The sequence below is a fragment of the Nocardia sp. CC213A genome (assembly GCF_030766805.1).
Classification (GTDB): domain Bacteria; phylum Actinomycetota; class Actinomycetes; order Mycobacteriales; family Mycobacteriaceae; genus Nocardia; species Nocardia otitidiscaviarum.
Window position 1 is genome coordinate 89,657 of record NZ_JASFXA010000021.1, and the last position, 17,700, is coordinate 107,356.

The 17,700-nt window shown below is 66.6% G+C and carries 17 protein-coding genes and 2 pseudogenes; 6 read left to right on the forward strand and 13 right to left on the reverse strand.

The features are described 5' to 3' along the window. Positions 1–164: 164 nt before the first annotated feature. A complete protein-coding gene (locus tag QJS31_RS30450; RefSeq protein ID WP_282776446.1) occupies positions 165–953 on the forward strand; it encodes a hypothetical protein in 789 nt (262 codons plus the stop codon). Positions 954–984: 31 nt separating this feature from the next. On the opposite strand, the gene arsM is transcribed toward QJS31_RS30450, so the two are convergent. Then, positions 985–1,764, reverse strand: a complete 780-nt coding sequence (gene arsM, locus QJS31_RS30455; protein WP_282776448.1) for an arsenite methyltransferase — start codon at positions 1,762–1,764, stop codon at positions 985–987. A 317-nt stretch (positions 1,765–2,081) separates the two neighbouring features. Here arsM and QJS31_RS30460 point away from each other — a divergent pair, with 317 nt between their 5' ends. Next, on the forward strand, positions 2,082–2,441 hold the full coding sequence (locus tag QJS31_RS30460) for an Rv2640c family ArsR-like transcriptional regulator (protein WP_282776450.1): 360 nt from the start codon (positions 2,082–2,084) through the stop codon (positions 2,439–2,441). Between the two features lie 47 nt (positions 2,442–2,488). Then, positions 2,489–3,613 (forward strand): hypothetical protein, encoded by a 1,125-nt coding sequence (locus tag QJS31_RS30465; RefSeq protein WP_282776453.1) that lies wholly within the window; start codon positions 2,489–2,491, stop codon positions 3,611–3,613. Positions 3,614–3,646: 33 nt separating this feature from the next. On the opposite strand, the gene QJS31_RS30470 is transcribed toward QJS31_RS30465, so the two are convergent. The 3 genes from QJS31_RS30470 to QJS31_RS30480 are packed head-to-tail and all read right to left on the reverse strand — an operon-like array spanning position 3,647 to position 7,252. Continuing rightward, entirely contained in the window at positions 3,647–4,684 is a 1,038-nt protein-coding gene (locus QJS31_RS30470; RefSeq protein WP_282776455.1) for an NAD(P)/FAD-dependent oxidoreductase, read from the reverse strand. Further along, positions 4,681–5,904, reverse strand: a complete 1,224-nt coding sequence (locus QJS31_RS30475; RefSeq protein WP_282776457.1) for an MFS transporter — start codon at positions 5,902–5,904, stop codon at positions 4,681–4,683. The genes QJS31_RS30470 and QJS31_RS30475 overlap by 4 nt, the downstream gene beginning before the upstream one ends. A gap of 10 nt (positions 5,905–5,914) precedes the next feature. Beyond that, entirely contained in the window at positions 5,915–7,252 is a 1,338-nt protein-coding gene (locus QJS31_RS30480) for an NAD(P)-binding domain-containing protein (RefSeq protein ID WP_282776459.1), read from the reverse strand. Positions 7,253–7,350: 98 nt separating this feature from the next. Between QJS31_RS30480 and QJS31_RS30485 the strand changes: the two genes are divergently transcribed. Then, complete coding sequence (locus QJS31_RS30485; protein WP_282776483.1) at positions 7,351–8,214, forward strand: GNAT family N-acetyltransferase; 864 nt, start codon at positions 7,351–7,353, stop codon at positions 8,212–8,214. Positions 8,215–8,267: 53 nt separating this feature from the next. Here QJS31_RS30485 and QJS31_RS30490 read toward each other — a convergent pair whose 3' ends face one another. The 4 genes from QJS31_RS30490 to QJS31_RS30505 form a co-directional block, all read right to left on the reverse strand. Next, positions 8,268–9,674: a hypothetical protein gene (locus QJS31_RS30490; protein WP_306358297.1), complete on the reverse strand. Its 1,407-nt coding sequence runs from the start codon at positions 9,672–9,674 to the stop codon at positions 8,268–8,270. Positions 9,675–9,743: 69 nt separating this feature from the next. Beyond that, complete coding sequence (gene crcB / locus QJS31_RS30495) at positions 9,744–10,106, reverse strand: fluoride efflux transporter CrcB (protein ID WP_282776462.1); 363 nt, start codon at positions 10,104–10,106, stop codon at positions 9,744–9,746. Continuing rightward, positions 10,103–10,621, reverse strand: a complete 519-nt coding sequence (gene crcB, locus QJS31_RS30500) for a fluoride efflux transporter CrcB (protein ID WP_306358298.1) — start codon at positions 10,619–10,621, stop codon at positions 10,103–10,105. Before crcB (QJS31_RS30500) ends, crcB (QJS31_RS30495) begins: the two co-directional genes overlap by 4 nt. Before the next feature lie 187 nt (positions 10,622–10,808). After that, a complete protein-coding gene (locus tag QJS31_RS30505) occupies positions 10,809–11,156 on the reverse strand; it encodes a DUF190 domain-containing protein (RefSeq protein ID WP_282776464.1) in 348 nt (115 codons plus the stop codon). A gap of 393 nt (positions 11,157–11,549) precedes the next feature. Here QJS31_RS30505 and QJS31_RS30510 point away from each other — a divergent pair, with 393 nt between their 5' ends. Continuing rightward, positions 11,550–11,852 (forward strand): PadR family transcriptional regulator, encoded by a 303-nt coding sequence (locus QJS31_RS30510; protein ID WP_282776466.1) that lies wholly within the window; start codon positions 11,550–11,552, stop codon positions 11,850–11,852. A gap of 5 nt (positions 11,853–11,857) precedes the next feature. Here the strand turns inward: QJS31_RS30510 and QJS31_RS30515 are convergent, their stop codons facing one another. Both QJS31_RS30515 and QJS31_RS30520 read right to left on the reverse strand, forming a co-directional pair. Continuing rightward, entirely contained in the window at positions 11,858–12,352 is a 495-nt protein-coding gene (locus QJS31_RS30515; protein ID WP_282776467.1) for a DoxX family protein, read from the reverse strand. A 30-nt stretch (positions 12,353–12,382) separates the two neighbouring features. Beyond that, a pseudogene (locus tag QJS31_RS30520) lies at positions 12,383–13,244 on the reverse strand (APC family permease); the annotation flags it as partial. A gap of 258 nt (positions 13,245–13,502) precedes the next feature. Here QJS31_RS30520 and QJS31_RS30525 point away from each other — a divergent pair. Next, a pseudogene (locus QJS31_RS30525) lies at positions 13,503–13,763 on the forward strand (ATP-binding protein); the annotation flags it as partial. A 299-nt stretch (positions 13,764–14,062) separates the two neighbouring features. Here the strand turns inward: QJS31_RS30525 and QJS31_RS30530 are convergent. The 3 genes from QJS31_RS30530 to QJS31_RS30540 all read right to left on the reverse strand — a co-directional run bounded on the left by QJS31_RS30530 (position 14,063) and on the right by QJS31_RS30540 (position 17,669). Further along, a complete protein-coding gene (locus QJS31_RS30530) occupies positions 14,063–15,130 on the reverse strand; it encodes a site-specific integrase (protein ID WP_282776469.1) in 1,068 nt (355 codons plus the stop codon). Next, complete coding sequence (locus QJS31_RS30535) at positions 15,120–15,701, reverse strand: hypothetical protein (protein ID WP_282776471.1); 582 nt, start codon at positions 15,699–15,701, stop codon at positions 15,120–15,122. Before QJS31_RS30535 ends, QJS31_RS30530 begins: the two co-directional genes overlap by 11 nt. A gap of 738 nt (positions 15,702–16,439) precedes the next feature. Beyond that, complete coding sequence (locus QJS31_RS30540; RefSeq protein ID WP_306358299.1) at positions 16,440–17,669, reverse strand: DNA adenine methylase; 1,230 nt, start codon at positions 17,667–17,669, stop codon at positions 16,440–16,442. Between the last annotated feature and the right edge of the window lie 31 nt (positions 17,670–17,700).

A 17,700-nucleotide genomic window follows, 5' to 3' on the forward strand; every position in this document is an offset into this window, starting at 1 on the left:
CGGCAGCGGTCGCTCCCCTTGGTCGCTCCCGACGGCCGCACGCGGACCGGCTGTGGCCCAACCGAATCCGAGGACGACCGATAGCCCCGGAATGGGTGTGTACTCATCAGGCGTTCATCCGCCGTATGTTGTATGCCCGATTCGGCGACCGTCAGGATCGGGATATGTCGATTCAAGGCTCGGAGGGTTGCCGCTCATCCGGGCCGACGCGCGACAGTTCGAGTTCGTGGTGGCGCAGGCGGCACGCTGCCGTTGAAATCCGGCGCTGTTTCAGTGAGTTCGGTGCCACCGCTGTGTTGACGACCATGGCACTGGGATCCGTATTCGTCTCGCGGCGGCTCTTCCCGTACGAGTCCGAAGCTCGGATGGCTTTCAGTCTTGTGGCGCTCACGACGGCGCTGAGCGCATTCTTCGTCCTCGTTCCCGTCGTCCAGGTGTCGGTGAATCCTGTTGTAGCAGTCGCGGAGTGGATGCTCGAGCGTCGGAGTGGCCCGACCTTCACCCGAACTGTGCTGCGCGTGACGACCCAGCAGTTCGGCGCCATTGCCGCTACCGCCCTCGTTGGCAGTATCGCTGCGGGCCACTCCACTCGGGTCATCTCCCGCAATCCGGGAGCGCTCGAGGTGTTCGCCGAATTCTTGACGGCCGGAGGCTTTGTCGCTCTCGCCCTTGCCCTCGTGACACGTCGACTCGTCTCCGCCGTCGTCCTGGGTAGTTACCTCGCGATCTCCGCTTCATGGGTCGGAGCCCAATTTCTCGGCAACCCCGCCCTGGTTGTCGGGTATCTCTTTCTTGCCGATTCCACCCTGGCGCTGCTGGATGCGTCCGTCATCATGACCGCCCAACTCGGCGGGTGCATCATCGGATTCGGGCTCGTCACCGGACTGCTGCCCATGACCGCGGACAGGTTCGATGCGACCGCCAGGTCGGCACGCCGCACTATCGGCGGATAGCCGACGAGCCCGGAATCTTCTTCATCGTCGGTCAGAGTGGTTTCACGGCCTTGACGATCACCGAATGCATGCCATCGGCGACCTGATGCGACCGAATCAACTCGATAGCGCCGAAGCCGGCCGCCTCCAACCCGGCACGGTACTCGGCGAAGGTCAGTGCTCCGGCGATGCAGCCGACGTGATCGCCGCGCGCGGCACGGTCGGCAGGCGTGAGATGGTCCTCGGCCACCACGTCGCTGACGCCTAGCCGTCCTCCGGGGCGCAGGACCCGGAAGGATTCGGCGAACACCGCCGATTTGTCGGCCGACAAGTTGATCACGCAGTTGGAGATCACCACGTCCACCGACTCTGTCGCCAGCGGAATGGCTTCGATGGTGCCGGAAAGGAATTCGATATTGTCCGCGCCCGCTGCACGGGCATTGCGCTCGGCCAAGGCCAGCATCTCCGCCGTCATGTCCAACCCGTACGCCTTGCCGGTCGGTCCCACACGGCGGGCCGAGAGCAGGACATCGAGCCCGGCCCCACTGCCCAGATCCAGCACGGTGTCACCGTCGCGCACATCCGCCACGGCGACCGGATTACCACAGCCGAGACTGGCGGCCACGGCGTCGGCGGGTGCGCCGGCCTGATCGTCACTGGTGTACAGACTCCCTCCGAATCCGCCCGGGTCGAAAGTGGCGGGCCCGGAGCAGCAGTCGGCCCCGCTGCAGCAACCGTCGTCGGAGATGTGCGCGGTCTCGGTGAATTGCCGTGCCGCCGAGGCGTATCGAGCCCGCACCTGTTCGCGCAGCCCATCCTGATCGAGAGTCATGGCTACCTCCCACATCCTCGCCGGGCCTAGCCGCAGCAGCTCTGGCCGGTGGAGATAGCCTGCTGCTTGGCCGCGGTGCCGCAGCAGGCTCCTTCCGCAGCGGCCTCTTCCGCAGTGCCGCAACACGGAGCCGACCGGCCCGGCACCGGTTGCTGTGTCGACGCGAATTCGACAGCGGCGGTTTCGTTGCCCGAGAACGGGACCTGAGCTTGAGACATGGCACCAACCTCCAGTTGTGAGACATATATCGAAAAGCTGACCCGCTCAGTCTGCGCCACCTTTTCGACATATGTCAATATCCTGTCTAGGATGGTTTCATGCCCAAAGCACTCCCCGTGATCGACATGTCCGCACCGGTGTGCTGCACACCTGTGGCAGCGGGCCCGATCGACGATGCCGCCGCACTGGAGGTCGCCCTGCGCCTCAAGGCGATCGCCGACCCGGTCCGCGTCAAACTGATGTCGCTGCTGCTCACCTCCGAGCCGGGTGAGGAGAACACCGGGGACCTCGCCGCGGCGCTGGCGCTGGCGGAATCGACGGTCAGCCATCACCTGGGCCAGCTGCGGAAGGCGGGTCTGGTCGAGTCCGAACGGCGAGGCATGAACATCTATCATCGCGCCCGCCGTGATGCGTTGTCCGCGTTGTGTTTCGTGCTGGATCCCAACTGCTGCCGATGATCGGAGGCGTCGGCCGCTCGGTGGGGCGGGGACGTTAGGTTGTCGGTGTGGTTGCTGAGGGTCCCGCGCTGGCAGGGTTCGATTACGACTACCGCATGTGGTGCGCCGCGTGCGGGCAGACGACCGTCATCACCGCGCACCGATATCACGAGCGGATGGGCATCGACGCTTTATCTCCCTGCGCGCACTGCGAGGCGGACATTCACTACGGTCCGGCGAGTGCTGCCCTGCGTGACAGTGCGGACCCGCTGTTGTCGAATGAGGTGGCGGCACAAGCGGTCTGGTTCCACAGCAGCACGTATCCGGACTGGCCGTCCTCCGGCTACGAAGACAAGGCATGCGCAGGACTCGATGAAGGCGGGCTGAGCCGCATGGTCTCGGCCGAGCGAGTGCGCCGGCGACTGCTGACTCGCGCGCTACACCTGGGTACCTACGAAGCGGCGGTGGAGAACATGTTGCGCCGCATGCAGAATCAAGCCGACGCGGACAGTGTCTTCTACCTGCACCGTGTGACGCTCCGGATCGCCGCCGAGGCGATCGAGGAGGGCTTCCGCGACGAAAACCACCATCCCGCAAGCCGGCTCGGCATCGATGAATTGGAGGACTCCGGGCTACTCGCAGTCCGCTACCTCAATGTTCACGAGGCAATGGGCTCGTTGTCGCTGGCGATCGATCCGGCCGTGATCGACACCATCGCCACGATCGAACTTCCGGTTGGCGAACTGGCCAGCGAGCCGTCGCAAGAGCTCCTGGAGCGTCTGAGCGAGCTGGACGCCGAGATCGCCGCGGCGACTGGGTCGATACCGGACACATCCCATATCGATGCGATAGAGCTGCGGATGCGTGAACTCTTCCCGCAACCCGGCGACGATATCGCCGCCGCACTCGAGTCCGCGACCGAACGCAGCCGAGCCGCCTGGGACCAAGCGCTGGAACTGCTCGAGCGCACGTATTTGAGCGCGGGAGCGAACGCCGTTGTTCGCGACGACTTCGTTCACGCTATGACTGCAGGCGACAACGATTCCGTCCAGGCATTGCACCGTCGGTACCGTGCCTACGCTGCCCTCCTGACCCACTCCGAGCAAGTAGTCGACCTCCTCGGTCACCAGCCGGTCCGGCCTGGTGAGCAGAGCCAGCTGGTTCGAGTGCGCCGCGAATCGCGCAACCGCTAACCACTCGAACCCTGCGCTCCGGTCTTCGAGATCTCACAGGCGCGACGCGAGCCACGCAGCGTCGTGTCCTACGCCGCGCAGCGAGTTCGATGAGGGGCTGCGCTGCCATTCCAGTCCGAGGAAACCGAGACCATGGTGCGTGGTGGACAAGCCCGAGCGATGTCGGGGAAGTCCGGTCTCGGTCAACGCTCCCAATTCCGCCAGGAAGGGCACGTGCGGACGGTAGCCCGTGGCCAGGATGACCGTGTCGACCGGGGTGTGGGTGCCGTCGGGCCAGACGGCTGCGTCGTCGTCGAGGCGCGTGAACATCGTTCTGGCGGTGGGTTTTCCGGCGGCAAGGGCGACGCGATATCGGCCCGTGTCCAGTACCGGCTGGGTCGGCGGAGTTCGTAGGTGCGGGCCGATCGGCAGCCTGTCGAATCCGCTGACCCGGAACCAGAAGTGCACGTCGCGGCCGAGCGGGCGTTGGGGAACGAACCTGACCGGTGCGCGGGTCGCGAGAGTGACCGTCGCGGTGAGCGCCAGCTCGGCGGCGATCTGCACGGCGGAATTGCCCGCCCCGATCACGATGATGTGCTGGCCGGTGAAGTCCGAAGGACTGCGATAGTCGCTGGCGTGCAGCAGCTTTCCGCCGAAGGCGTCCTGACCGGGCAGCGCGGGCAGGTGCGGGGTTCCGAAGGATCCGGTGGCCGCGATCAAGCGGGGCGCGGTGAGAGTGGCACCGGTATTGGTGTGGGCGGTGAAGGTGTGGCCGTCGTGGGTGACGGTATCCACACGCTGCCCCAGGTGGAAGTGCGCGTCGATTCGGCGGGCATAGCGGCGCAGATAGTCGACGACTTCGTCGCGGTGCGGGTAGCGGTCGGGGTCACCGGGGAAGGCCATGTCGGGCAGCGAGCTGTACCGGGCGGGAGAGAACAGGGTGAGGCTGTCGTAGTAGTGCGGCCAGGATCCGACCGGTTCGGGTCCGGCTTCGATCAGGGCGACGGCGCGGCCGTGCCGGGTGAGGTGGTGGGTGGCGGCGAGGCCGGATTGGCCGCCGCCGATGACGAGGGCGTCGTATTCGCTGGTCATGGAAGTGCCTTCGATGCGGTGGTGATGCGCGCGGCCCCGGCCGTGAGGACGGCCAGGACCGCGACTGCTGCCAGGAGGAAGTAGGAGTTCGCGTAGCTGCCGGTCCACGCCGACAACGCGGTGCCCGCCCACGGGGCCACGGCCATGACGATCACGACCGGAGCGGATAACAGCCCGTTGAGTCGCCCGTAATGGGTTGCGCCCCACCGGTCGGTGATGGCGGTGGCCTGCACGAGGGTGAACAGCCCGCGGATGAGTCCGGCACCGATGGAGAAGGCGATCAGCACGGTGACGGTGGAGCCCACGCCAAGCAGCGCGGTGGCGACCGCCGTCAAGGCGAGGATCGCCACGGTGCGCGTGGTGACGGTGGTGCGGGCCGACAGCGGGAGATAGCCGATCCGTCCGAGCACCTGGCCCGCGCCGCCGAGCCCGAGCGCGACCGCCGCCAACCCGGTGGAAAAGCCTCGTTCCTCCAGCAGCGGAACGAGATTGAACACACCCGCCGCCGTGCTGAACGCACCCAGGCACAAGGTGACCACCAAGGCGAGGAAGCCTCGGCTGCGCACGATCGCGGCGTGATCGGCGAAGGCATCGTCGGCCGGAGCCGGTGGATGCGGCCAGCGACCGCGCAACCCCACCCAGTGCAGGGGCACGGTGAGCACGGCCAGCACGACGGCCAGCACGATATAAGTTGCGCGCCAATCGGTGTGCTCGTTGAGCACCGCCGTGAGCGGCGCGAACACTGTGCTGGCCAGACCGGCGACCAGGGTGAGGATCATCAGGGACTTGATACGGTCCTCGCCCCACCAGCGGGTCAGCGCGGCGAACGCCGGTGGGTACAGCACCGCACCCATCGCGACCCCCGCCATCAGCCACCCCGCATAGAACACAGCCAGATTCGGTGCCGCAGCCACGACCAGGAGCGCTACCGCCGCGAGGACCGAGCCAGCGGTCATCACGGTGCGTGGACCCACCCGGTCGAGGATGCGGCCCACCGGGATGCCGACCAGGGCCGCGGCGAGCTGACCGAGGGAGAACGCGGCAGTGATCACCTGCAGTGACCAGCCGGTATCGCGGGAGATGGACATACCCAGGACGGGAAAGGCGTAGTAGAGGATGCCCCAGCTGGTGATCTCGGTGAGGCACAGAACGGTCAGCACGCGTCGCAGACCGGCACGGGTGAGAGTGCCGGTCCGCGAGGGGATCTCGGTGTCGGTCATGGAGCAGTGGTTACCGCGCGCCGACTCCGAGCGTGATCAGCTGCGGCGCCGGAGCCGCGCAGCAGCCGCCACTGCTCTCGGCGGCGGTGTCGGGCTCGTCGAACACGCCCGCGCCTCCGCAGACGCCGGTCTCGGGCAGCGTGAGCTCGACGCGGCTGGCCGACTCGTGATCCCCGGCGAGCGCGGCGGCGATGCTGCGGACCTGCTCGTAACCGGTCAGCGCCAGGAAGGTGGGGGCGCGTCCGTAGCTCTTCATGCCCGCCAGGTAGAAGCCGGTCTCGGGGTGCGAAAGCTCTTTCACCCCATGGGGATACACCGTGCCACAGGAGTGCACGTTCGGGTCGATCAGCGGAGCCAACTCCACCGGGGCCTGCAGCACCGGATCGAGGCCGAGCCGGATCTCCGACAACCAGGACAGCTCGGGCCGGAACCCGGTCAGCGCCACGACCTGATCCACGTGCTCGATCCGGGCCCCAGCCTCCGAGACCAGCGCGATACCGCCGTCGGCCGACTCGACTGCCGCCGTTCGGAATCCCGTGACGACCTCGAGCAGGCCGGAGTCGACAGCGGCCTTGGCCCGCAGGCCGAGCGCACCACGCGCGGGCAGCTGATCCGATTCACCGCCACCGAAGGTATTGCCGACCTCACCGCGGCGCAGCACCCACGTCAGTCGTGTGCCGGGCGCGCCCTGCGCTAACTCGGCCAACGCCACGATCGCCGCCAGCGCCGAATGCCCGCTACCAGCTATGACGGTATGGACCCCGGCGTAGCGGGCGCGGTCCTGCTCATCGCCGAGATCGGGCACTCGGTACGAGATCGCCTCCGCGGCAGCGCCTTCCCCGAGCGCGGGCAGGCCGTCACCGCCCAGCGGATTCGGGCCTGTCCAGGTGCCCGACGCATCGATCACCGCGCGTGCAGTGACCCTCTCCTCGTGGCCGTCGGCCGAGCGCAGCCGCACCACGAACGGCTCGGTGTCGCGCCCAGCGTCCACCACCCGGTCCCGGCCCCGCCGGGTCACCCCGACCACCTCGACACCGAGCCGAATAACGCTGTCGCCCAAGGCATCCGCCAGCGGAATCAGATAGTCACGCGCCCACTCCTGGCCGGTCGGATACGAATCCAGGTCCGGTGCGGTCCACCCGGTCGGCTCGAGCAGCCGCCGCGCGGCCGGAGCGACCAGCTCACCCCAGCGCGAGAACGTGCGCACATGATTCCACTCCGAGACCGCCGCACCCGCGCTCGCACCGCGTTCGAACACCAGCGGAGTCAGGCCCCGCTCCCGCAACTCGGCCGCGGCCGCCAGGCCGATCGGTCCCGCACCCACTACAACCACGGGCAGCTCGTCCATCACGAATCCTTCCATCGATGCCCATCGATTATCGACTCGAACTGTATCGACGAATGTCGATGGATGCAACCATCGATTCTCATCGATATAGTGGTGGCATGACGTCGCTGGACATGCCTGTCGTCCGACCGGCCACCGATCTCCGCGCCGATGCGCTACCGGTGGCCGATGCCACCACCTATGCGAGCTGGTTCGCCTGCCTGGCCGACCCCACCCGGGTGAGGCTGCTGCATCACGTCGCGACCCGCCCGGCCGGCATCACGATCGGAGAGATCGCCGAAGCCCTCGGCGTCGGCCAGCCCACCGTCTCCCACCACGTGCGCAAGCTCGCCGAGGTCGGCTTCGTCAACGTCCACAAGGACCGCACCAGCACCGTGGTCGCGATCAACCCCGCCTGCTGCACCGGCCTGCCCCACGCCGCCGACGCCGTGATGGGAGTACTGCCGCCGCAGCCGTGCTGCCCCGACAACATCCCCGACGACGTCACTGTCCGTGCTCTCGAAGAACGCGACTGGGAAGCGGTGCTACGCATCTACGCCGAGGGAATCGCCACGCGCAACGCCACTTTCGAAACCGAGGCCCCCGCGCGGGACGACCTCGACGGTAAGTGGCTTCCCGAGCACCGCTGGGTCGCCGAGGTCGATGGTGCCGTAGTGGGTTGGGCCGCAGCGACTTCCGTGTCGGCGCGGGAGTGCTATCGCGGCGTCGCCGAAACCTCGGTCTATGTCGCCGATGGGATGCGCGGTCGAGGCGTCGGCAAAGCGCTGCTCCGCACGCAGGTCATCGCCGCTGATCAGGCCGGGTTATGGACACTGCAGACCTCCGTCTTCCCCGAGAACCGTGCCAGCATCGCGCTGCACCACTCGGCCGGGTTCCGCACCGTCGGCGTCCGCGAACGCATCGCGCAACTCGACGGCGTGTGGCGTGACACCGTCTTCCTCGAACGTCGTGGGCAGTCGTGAGAGTCGATATGCCGACAACGGATGCGTGAAGGCACGTGGATGGGCGTTGAAGATCATGATGCGTTGTGGTCTGGGAATCGGTCGAACAACTCCTCGAAGAAGTTGGTGAGCAGCGGGGCGGCTTGTTCGGGAGACCGCAGTTCCGAGGCGCCGAAGCGGAATACCTCATAGCCGCGCAGCCGCAGGCTCCGGTCCATGCGCGTATTGCGGGCGTACTCGGCAGGGGACGGATTTCCATCCCGGTCGGTGTAGTGCGTAGCTCCGTCGACTTCCAGGACGATTCGGTACCGGCCGCGCAGCAGCAGAAAATCCATCCGCTGCCCGAGCAGTGCGCGGACTCCGCGTTGCGCGACCGTCCTGTGGTCCCAGTGCAGCCAGACCTCGGGCAACAGTGCTGGCAGGTCGTAGATGTGGCCCCGGTGGATCTCGTGGTACAGCTGGAACAGAATCTGTTGGGGCGGAGAGTTTTCCGGTAGGGAGAGGCGGAGCCGGCGGTAGAGCGCGTTCTTGGCGGTGTCAGTGTCCTGCTCAGGGTGGTGCCGTTGCCACCATGCGTGCAGATCACGCCACCGCAGCCCGTCGGAACCGATCGGCTGGTCGTACACCAGGACGTCGCTGCCGTTGTTCACGATCTCGATTTCGTTGTCCACGACGCTGCTGACACGCAGATCGGGTTTGCGGGTCGAGGCGAAGACGATGCTCTTCGGGGTACGCGCGGCGGGTGTTCCGGTCGGCACCAACCGGAACACCGGGTACCCGTTTTCGGTTCCCTCCTCACGCAAGTCCAGGTGGATCCGATTCAAGTGTGGCGTCAATGCCGCGACGATGCGGCGCTGGTTGGTTTCGTGGATCACGGCTTGGTGAGACACCAGATCCTGCAGGAACCCTGCGAACCTGCGATCGACCGCTTCGTACGCGCCGAGCCTGTCGAACAGTTCGGAGGCCGACCAATCGGAATTCCGGAACACGTGCTGCCGGACTTCGGTGCGCAGGGTCGGTGAGTTGCCGATCCAACCCTCGAGTGCGTCACCGGAGTCGATGTCCCACCACCGTGCGAGAACCTTCAGGAGTCGGTCAGCGTCGACTGCCAGATCCTCGATGTCGAGGTCGTCCGCCAACTCACGCCGTGTGCGTTCCACGATCACCGGACCTTGCCCTGCCCAGAGCAGGTCCTGCACGGCAATGCGTGTTCCCGGCGCGAGGTAATCGGCCTCACGTAACAGTTGTTCGGCCACACGAGGAACCTCCGCATCCGGCAGGACACGCAGCACACCCGCGACGCGCTGGGCCTTCGACGGCGGGTATTCGGATTCATGTTCGGGCTCGATCACGCCCAGCGCCCGAAATCGGGCTGCGATATCTTTGTGGCCGCCGTCGACGAGCAAGGGATACAGCGCGGAGCGAAGCGCCGGAATATCGATCGAAGTCATCATCCCTATCGTCGCAAACAGCTCCGACACAATGGCATTCAACGCGAGACCGGCACGACTTCGTTCGCCTCGGTAGCCGGTCACAGGGCAGGACGGACTTCAAGCCAGTGCGGCCTGGACGGTGGTGTACGCGAGCAGCGCCGCGCCGAGCCCGGCGGTCACGCTGATGAGGATGTTCAGTGACGCGAACAGGTAGGCGCGCTGTTCGGCGAGCCGGACGGTTTCGTAGCCGAAGGTGCTGTAGGTGGTGAGCGCGCCACAGAATCCGGTGCCCAGCAACGCGAACCACGGTGTGGAGATCGTGGCCCCGGCCAGCCCGCCCAGGATGAGGCAGCCGGTGAGGTTGACGATGAATGTGCCCCAAGGGAATACGCTGTCGTGGCGGGTCTGGACGGCGCGGTCGGTGAGATAGCGCAGTGGTGCGCCGATCATCGCGCCGATCACGACGAGGACCGCGCTCACGCCGCCGCCTCCTGGGCCCGGCGGCGGATTGTCTCGTACCCGGCGCGAGTGAGCCGCACGGCGGCGAGAGTCGCGAACAGTGCGCAGACCAGTGTGCCCGCCAGATAGGCGAAGGCGATGCCGACCGTGCCGGGTTGCAGCAAGGCGCGCGCGTCGTTGGCATAGGTGGAGAAGGTCGTGAACCCCCCGAGTACGCCGACCCCGAGGAACGGTCGCAGCAGATGGTGAGCGACCCACATCTCGGTGACGGCGACCATCAGCATGCCGATGAGGAAACATCCGATCATGTTGGCGGCCAATGTCGCCCACGGGAACCCGCCGGGTGCGGTCGGCCACAGCTGCGCGAGCCCGTAGCGGGCCGCCGCGCCCAGTCCACCGCCGGCGGCGATAACGGCCAGCACAACTCCATGCGTGCGGGGCAATTCGCCGCGCTGAGCGGGGGAGCGCAGGTCGATATCGGAATCGATCGGTTCGGTGCCGCCGGACTTCCGGGCCACGGTCGGCTCGCTGGTCACAGAGTTCTCCTACTCGATCCACCCGCTAGGGGTTTGTATCGGGTAGGGACTGTTGGCGGCGCTGGTGCCGCGGTTCTCCGGTCTCGGAGCGGCGAGCCCCACCGCCGCATCGTTGTTCACAGGGTAGCCGCGTGGCCGCCGCTGCGCGGCTCGCGTGTGGGCGAGATCACCGCCCGGCCGGTCGCCGCTAGCGCCTCTTGTGCTCGCTGGTCGCATAGCGGATGACCTCGACAGAATCGAGGATGACCATGCCCTCCGTGACGAGTTCGTCGAGTTGCGGCAGGAACTGGCGAATACGCTGCGCGTCGTCGACGATGACGATCGCGACCGGCAGGTCCTGCGACAGCGACAGCAGTCGGCTGGTGTGGATCAGGGAGGTGGCTCCATAGCCCTCCACGCCGTGGAAGACCGACGCCCCGGCCAGCCCGCTGCGGTGGGCGCGGTGCACGATTTCCGCTGCGAGGGGCTTGTGATGCCAGGTATCGCTGTCGCCGATGAAAATAGTCAGTCGTAATGCCTCGCCCGCCAATCGCATCGTGCTCACCTCTACTCGCGATACCGGACCTGTGCACCGTCGCTGAGATCCGGCGGTCGGCTGAGCCGCCGCCACGGCGACTCGCGTGTGCATCCATGGTCCCACTGGACGGACCCGGTCGGTGATCATGAAGGCAGGGGCGTGGGTAGGGCCCGTCGATGACGACCCTGCGCCGCGTGTCGGATCGGCCTCCCTCCGTAGAAGGGCGCATGCCGGTCGATCAGGTCGATGTCGGAGTTGATCGGTTCGGGTTCGCGGCGAGTCCTCGCCGTCGCGGAGTCAGCCCGGAATTGCCGGACGGGTCGGCCGTGGGCGTCGCTGTTGTCGGTGTGGTCACCGCCGTAGGATCGGATTCCGATATCGGTTTCGTCATCGCGTGGGTGAGGTGGTGTGGTGCGGGAGTTTCAGCGGGCGGCGGTGCGGCTGCACATCCTGCATCACGCCGCCGAGGGTGCGGTCCACGGCGCGTGGCTGACCGAGGAACTCGCCCATCACGGGTATCGGATAAGTCCCGGCACCCTGTATCCGACGCTGCATCGGCTCGAAGCCGACGGACTGCTCGTATCCGAGCAGCAGGTGGTGGACGGGCGGACCCGGCGCGTCTACCGGGCCACGGAGGCAGGGCGTGGCGCTCTGGCCGAGGATCGGCGCACGCTGCGGGAGCTGGCCCGCGAGGTGCTCGGGAACGAGCCGTGAATGTCTCAGCGCGATACCGGCGCCGAAGCATGGTGAGCGCTCCGACGCGAGTCGAGAGACCAGGCGCCCGCACCGACGAGGAGCAGAAAGACGCTGCCGGTCAGTTGGGCCAGATCGGTGCGGGACTCGTGGACGAAGTCCCACCAGCCGGACTTGCCGGAGAACAGCGCGGCATCGCCCCACAGAATCGGTGATTTGGTGATCAGGAGCGCGCCGAGCATGTTCACGATCATCGGGACCGCGGCCGCCCGGGTGAGCAATCCGGCGAGAATGAGTACGCCACAGCTGATTTCGAGTATCCCGTCCAGCGGGGCGAAGAATCCCGGGGCCGGGATTCCCGCCTTGTCGAAGCGGCCGGTGCCCAGGGTGCCGGGGCGCGCGAACTTCAGGATCCCTTCGAACAGGAAGATCGCGCCCACATAGCCGCGGATGAGGATCACCGCCGCGGGTGCGCTGGTGGCGGTGAGACGATCGAGGTAGCGAGTTCGGTTCTCGGACATACGTTTTGTCCTTCCGCGTTCGGGATGTCGTTACGAACTGCCTGCGGATCCAGTATCGGCGGAGATGCCGCGCCGCCGCAGTGCGTACAGTGCGGCCCCGAGCGTCACGACCCCGATTCCGGTCAGCACCGATGCCGCCCGGCAGCGTGAACGCCAGCACCACGCAGCCTGCCGACCCGATTACCGGAACGGCCCGCGCAGGACGGTTCTCGGCGCGGGTGAGCGTCCAGGCCGAGGCGTTGGCGATCGCGTAGTAGAGCAGCACGCCGAAGGAGGAGAATCCGATCGCCGAGCGCAGATCGGCGGTGGCGGCCACGATGGCCACGATCACCCCGACGGCCACCTCCGCGCGGTGCGGCACGGCGAAACGTGGATGCACCGCCGAAAGGCTGTGCGGCAGATGCCGATCCCGCGCCATGGCCAAGGTTGTGCGGGACACCCCGAGGATCAATGCCAGCAGCGACCCCAGTGCGGCGACCGCCGCTCCGGTGCGCACCACCGGCTCCAGCCAGTCCGCGCCCGCCGCCCGAACAAGCTCGGCCAAAGGTGCTCGGCCCGCACCTGCCAACCGCTGCGGGCCGGGCACCCCGAGCGCGGCCACGGCGACCGCGGCGTAGACGACCAGGGTGATACCGAGGGCGAGCGGAATCGCGCGCGGGATGGTGCGCGCCGGGTCGCGCACCTCCTCGCCGAGGGTGGCGATGCGCGCGTACCCGGCGAACGCGAAGAACAACAGCCCCGCCGCCTGCAGCACCCCGTCGACGGTGATATCGGTACCGAATTCCAGTCGCTGCCACAAGGTCTCACCGGAGGTGAACGCCGCGACCACGACCGCGGCGAGTACCGCCAGCACGAGCGCGACGATCACTCGGGTCAGGCGCGTCTCCTGCTGGCACGGCCGTTCGTTTTGCCCGCCAGATCGATGAGGCTCTCACGATCGCCCAGCAAGCCAGGGCCGAAGCTGCAGCCGCAGCCATGCCCGTGAGCCGCCTGCTCGAGCTGCTCCACCAGCCGAAAGGAGGGCGCGTTGGTCAACCTTGTCGGCACCGCTCTCTCCACTGCGACACCTGACGGCGGCGATCGGGCAGCACGTCGATGCATTGATGGGTGGCCGCGTCGATCAGGACGCTGGCGTAGTGCTGGCCGCGGCGCGTTGCATCGGCTCGAAGCCATCGAGACCAACGATTTCTACGAGTTGATCGTCGAACGCCACCGCAAGGCTTCCACCGTGATCACCAGCAACCGGGAACCACCCGAGATCCTGACCATGATGGCCGACCCGCTGCTGGCGCAGTCGGCGATGGACCGGCTGCAATCAGCCGCCTACGAACTCGTCGTCGAGGGCGAGTCCTACCGGCAGCGGCAGAAGCCGCGCCGCAGCAAACCAGCCGATCCGACCGACCCGGATTGACCGGCAGCCCGGTCGTCGGTCACCATCGACACGGCCCCGCGACCGGACGCAACCCGGTCCCATACTCTTGGCAAAACGGTGGTCCCATCACCCTGGCAGGCGACACATCCCCCGAGAGCCAGGCCCAACCTCGCTGTGCCCTTCCACAGGTTGAGCGATTGTGCTGCTCTGGGTGAGGACCGGGACCGAGGGTGTCGCTGCGGGACGATTCGCCCGCCGCCCGATGCTCGGACGACGGGGAGCTGTGCCGGGACTGCGCGACAGTCCCCGGCAAGGCAGGATCTAGGTCACGGCAACCATCAGGACGATGGATGTGGCCCGGTTGACCGGGCGGTGGTGATCCGCGCGGTTGCGGGGTAGCTGTCGGGGTCGATGGCGAGTGGGTGCGGGTGGCCGGTCATTGCGGCCAATGCTCCGGCGACGGCCTGGACGTCGGCCTTGATGTAGGTGGTGGTGGATGCGCCCGCTCGGTCGGTGTGTCCGGCGTAGGCGCGGGCCACGCCGTAGCCGAAGTTGCGTTCGACCCAGGTCAGAGTGGTGTGGCGCAGCCAGTGCGTCGACACGCCTTGTGCGGCCGCCCAGGGCAGTTGGTCACGTACACGGTTCCACAGGTTGTCGTAGCGGCGGTAGGTCAGCGGCCGACCGTCGCGGTAGCGCAGCAGGTTCGTGCCCGGTTTCCCGGCGCCTCGCGCGTGGGCGAGGCGGATCAACGCTTGGGTCAGGGGTGGACTGATCGGCTGCCACCGGATGGTCTGTCCCTTCTCCCGTAGTCGCACCAGGCACTCCTCGGCGTCGAGATCACACACCCGTAACCCGAGGGCACCGCCGCGGCGGCAGGCGGTTTCGGTGTGCAATCGCAGCAGCAGCGCATCCAGGACCGGGTCGTTACCGGAGGACCGCGCGACGGTGTTGATCTGTTCGAGCTCGGCGGCGGTCAGTGCACGTCGTGTGCTGGGTAACCGGCGGGGTTTGGCGACTCGGTGCGCCGGGGACGATCCGGCCGGCAGCAGTTCGTCGGCGATGGCGCGGCTGTAGATGGCGCGGGCCGCGGCGATGAACGACTCCCGTGCGGATCGGCCGTAGCGATTGCTGCTGCGTTGGGCGGCGTTGGCCGCGACACGATATTCGAGGTTCTCGATCTCGGTGGCTGTGATCGTGTTCAGGCGTCGCGTACCGAACGCCACCGACAGGTGATTCCAATACGGGCGGTAGGTTCGCAGCATGCCGGGCCCGACGGCACCCATGATCTGCGGCAGGTACTCGTCCAGCGTCGGCACCGGCGGGCGTTGCTCCAAATCCGCCGTGCTCACCCCCAAAGCCGCCAAGACTCGGCGGGCCTCGGCGATCCGGTCCGGGTCAGCAGACATGACCGGCCCCCGAACACTGCAACAACGCCGCGACCAACCGATCGGGTGCGGCCAGGATCATCAGCCCGGGAGCGGGTAGCGCGATCACCACGACAAGGGCTGCGGCCTCGACGCCGAGCCAGCGTCGCGTCGCCACCGGTAGCGCGAGGAGTCCCCGTGCCGTGACCATGGCACTTCCGGCGGGGTCGGCATGGATGGTCACTGTTGTCGCGGTCTGACGCAGTTCCAGTCGTGTCGATGGTGGCCAGCCCAACGCTCGCAGCAATGCCTGGGCACGAAATCGGCCGGAGCCATCGAGCCGGGCCGCGGCCAACAAAAACTGGTCGGTACCCGGATCCAGTCGCGCGGACTCGGGGGCCAGGGCAGGCAGCGCTGCGAACACCACCGATGTATGCGGTAGCACACCGAGCGTCACAGCGGGAATCACATCGACAACGGCAGATGAAGCGGATAGTGGTTTCATCACGCCATCGTCGCGCTTGTGGACTTCGCTTCTGCCGGCCTTCAGCAAGCGAGGTCGACTGATGTGCGGCGCTCGGGCAAGGACCGAACTGACATGGTCAGTGGCCATCCGGACCGCTACGTGTCGCAGTGCACTCGAACACCGGATGTGATCGGTGCCCGGCCGACCTGACCGCCGGTTCACCGAGGTAGACCGTGGTGAACCGGAATCGGTCGGCAGCACGAGGTGAACAGATTTTCGGTGGCCCGGGCTGTCCGCCGCCGAATGCGGTGTGGTGCGATCGCACCGAATATGGTGCGCCATCAGGGACTCGAACCCCGAACCCGCTGTTAAGGGTTCGGGGGTCTTCTGGCGTCACGGCCGATCACGCACAGTCCCCGTAGCGTGCGCTACCTGGGGTGATGACGAAATTCTTCGCCTGACAGATCATGGCTGATCACCAATAGTCACCCCGAAAGTTTGGGGTAGTTTTGGGCTGGGTCAAATCCTTCGTCCCGTACCACGATATAGCGCTGTGCCGTCCATCTAGGACTTATCGCAGGTTCGGCCCTTGGCGGGGCCCGACATAGATGGGAACAGTGCCAACCGGGGAATTTTTCACGGACAGTTATAGCCGAAGCGGACTTTGCGTTGTGACTTCAGGGACTGCAGGCAGCGGACCTATACGGCTTCACCCAACTGGTCAACGAGCTTCATCGTCTCGACGCTGACAGTGATGATTCGTTTGATGAGGTCGACGATGTAGGTAGGTGTGTCATGTTCGTCGCACCAGTCGTTGGGGTCGTTGACGATTCCGGAGTGGGACGACCCCCTCCCGCAGCCGCGATAGGTTCGGGTCTCTCACTCCTATTTCGTGGTGGGAGTGTTCTTGAGCGCACGCAGCTCCTCGTCGATCGGAACGGTGGCCGGCGGGAGAGTCGTTATCAGCAGTTCCTCGGCAGCCCGCTTTCCGACTCGACCAGCTGCCGAGTACCGAGTGCTGACTAGGCGTTTGCTGATTCGCCAGGAGCGTACGCCGAGCACTTCGCGGTCAGAGTGCGACGGTGTCATCTGGTTGTGGGCGTAGAGCCACTTGCTCTCGGTGAGTGCAGGGTAGTTGTCGTAGCTCAACAACCACCGGAACTGCGCCTTCGTTCTAAGGTAGTCAGCCAGAGTGAGATGCAGAGTGTAGTCGCTGGGTCGGGCCGCCCCGAGCCCGTCGCCGCCGTAGCCTCCGAGGGGATCGAACGAGGCCCGGTAGAGGTGAGAGGCCTTCTCGACGTAAGGCGGATCGAGGTAGGCGACCACCCGGGATGGAAGGAGCTGCGGGTAGTACTCGGGAACGTCGTCCAATGTCTGGCGCCAATCTTTGCACCAGACGTCTACAAGACGGCCCGTCTTGTAGAGATGTCCGATATATCGAAGTCGGTCTTCGAGCGCACCTGGATTCCAGCGGCAGCTAATCGGATACGCACTCTTCTGTGCCCGCCCCCCAATCGGCCCGGCCTTGCCGTGCAAGATGCCTGAGAAAGTAGTCCGGTTCAGGAACAGACATTGCGTCGCGGTCGCCAGCCGACGATTGCGCGGTTTCATTCGGGGGCGGGGGGTCCAAGTGCGCCAGTGGTCCCACCGTTCAACGGCCTTCTGGCCGCCGTCCCGGACGTAGCGCTTCCACTCGTCGTGCATCCGATCGACCAGGCGCTCTGTGTCATCGGCGGCGGCCTGCCAGAAGGCGGTGACCAGGGGGTCTGCATCGGCGAGAAGGATGCGTTCGACAGTGCCGTCGCCGATCATGCGCAGTGATGCTGACGCGCCACCCGCGAATGGCTCTACGAGGAGGTTGATTTCGGGCACCTCCCGTGATTCTTTCGCCGAGGTAATCACCCGCCCGAGGACGGGCGCGAGCGATGATTTGGCACCGGGGTAGCGCAGGGGCGACTGGTAGCGGCCGTGGGCGAGGTCGTGTGAGATTGGATCCAGCTCTGACACCAGCGGGCGTGGCTTGGTGTTGATCGCTTCGCCAGAGCCGTAAAGATGTGCGCCCCTGGCGAGTTCGCGGGCGTCGAGGTTAGCGGGCGGCAAGATCAACGACGGCATGGTGGTATTCTGCCGGACTGTTGAACGTTCG